This window comes from Bartonella sp. LJL80, assembly GCF_054871565.1.
Map to the genome: position 1 here is coordinate 1 of NZ_JBTXLM010000031.1, position 1,173 is coordinate 1,173.

At 53.2% G+C, this 1,173-nt stretch carries 1 protein-coding gene; it reads right to left on the reverse strand.

Annotated elements, in window-relative coordinates; translation table 11 throughout:
- A partial coding sequence (locus ACYSNS_RS14520; protein WP_461723893.1) for an inverse autotransporter beta domain-containing protein occupies positions 1–1,173 on the reverse strand: 1,173 nt, incomplete at both ends.

Here is a 1,173-nt window from a genome sequence, read left to right on the forward strand (position 1 = left end):
GTTATTGCCACCCTGCTGATAGGGCGGAAGAACCACCGAATAATCGCTGACACCACTGCCTTGAACGATCTTGCCGCCTGCTGCAATCAGGGCTGCCGCCATCACACTGACGCTTGCCACATTATGCTTGGATTCAACCGTGATACCCAGTGAATGGCTCTCGTTGTAAAAGCCGGTAATGCCCCCCACCATATAAAGCTTGATGACTTCCTGCTTCTTATATTCAAGAACAATGTTGTTGTTACGGTCAACCAGATCATAGCGGCTGCCGGCAAGGGTGCGCATATCATCAACGGCATTGGGATCAAGCTGTTTTGCCAACGGCACACCGAAGCGGTAGTTCACCTGGAACCCCAGACGGGTATCATTATTGCCGCTTTCCCCCTGCCGGTGATCGACATTGAGTGTCAGCAGCGGAATGGGCGTATAATTGGCACCGATCGTCACAGCATAAGGGTTCTTCTGGCGGCTGCTTTTGCCAAACAGCCCGACCTCGTCACCATAATATTGCTCGAAGTTGAGCTTCATGCCGAGCTGGGGATAGGAAGGCAGATACCCCTCTGCACGGATATCCCAGCCATTGGCGGGGCGCTCGAGATAATCCTCGACATCGGGCGAGACCCGCCAGTCCGACAGACGATAATAGCCATTGACCCCAAGCTTGAGGTAATCGCGCCAATATTCCAAACCGACCCCCATACGCGAATGGGAGCGCGAGATGTCATAATCCCAGAACGCATTGCCACCGATCATATAATCGGGGGCAAAGTAGCGATATCCAAAACCCAGATTGGTCTGGGTGCGCTCATCTGTGCGATGAATGGCTGTCTGGGTAAAGACAAGGTTGTTGCCCTTGTCATAGATCGGCAACAACATCTCGAATTGCGAGTTCTTCAACGAGAAGCCGTCATCGACATTGAGCTGGATGCGTGCGGTGCCAAACTGGTTGAACCATTGGTTGATGGCACTATTGGCCTTGCCGGAGAAGTATCCGGTTGCCATGGATTGAAGTTCGCTGCCATGGCCGCCATTGGAGAGAAAGTTGCCTGCCTGCGAGGCAAGCGATGTGATGGCGCCATTCTGTGATGCATCGCCTTCCAGATAGCGTGCCATCTCATCCGACACCGGCGCTATAGGCACATAGACGGTATCGCCAGCCTTTACCTGATCAAA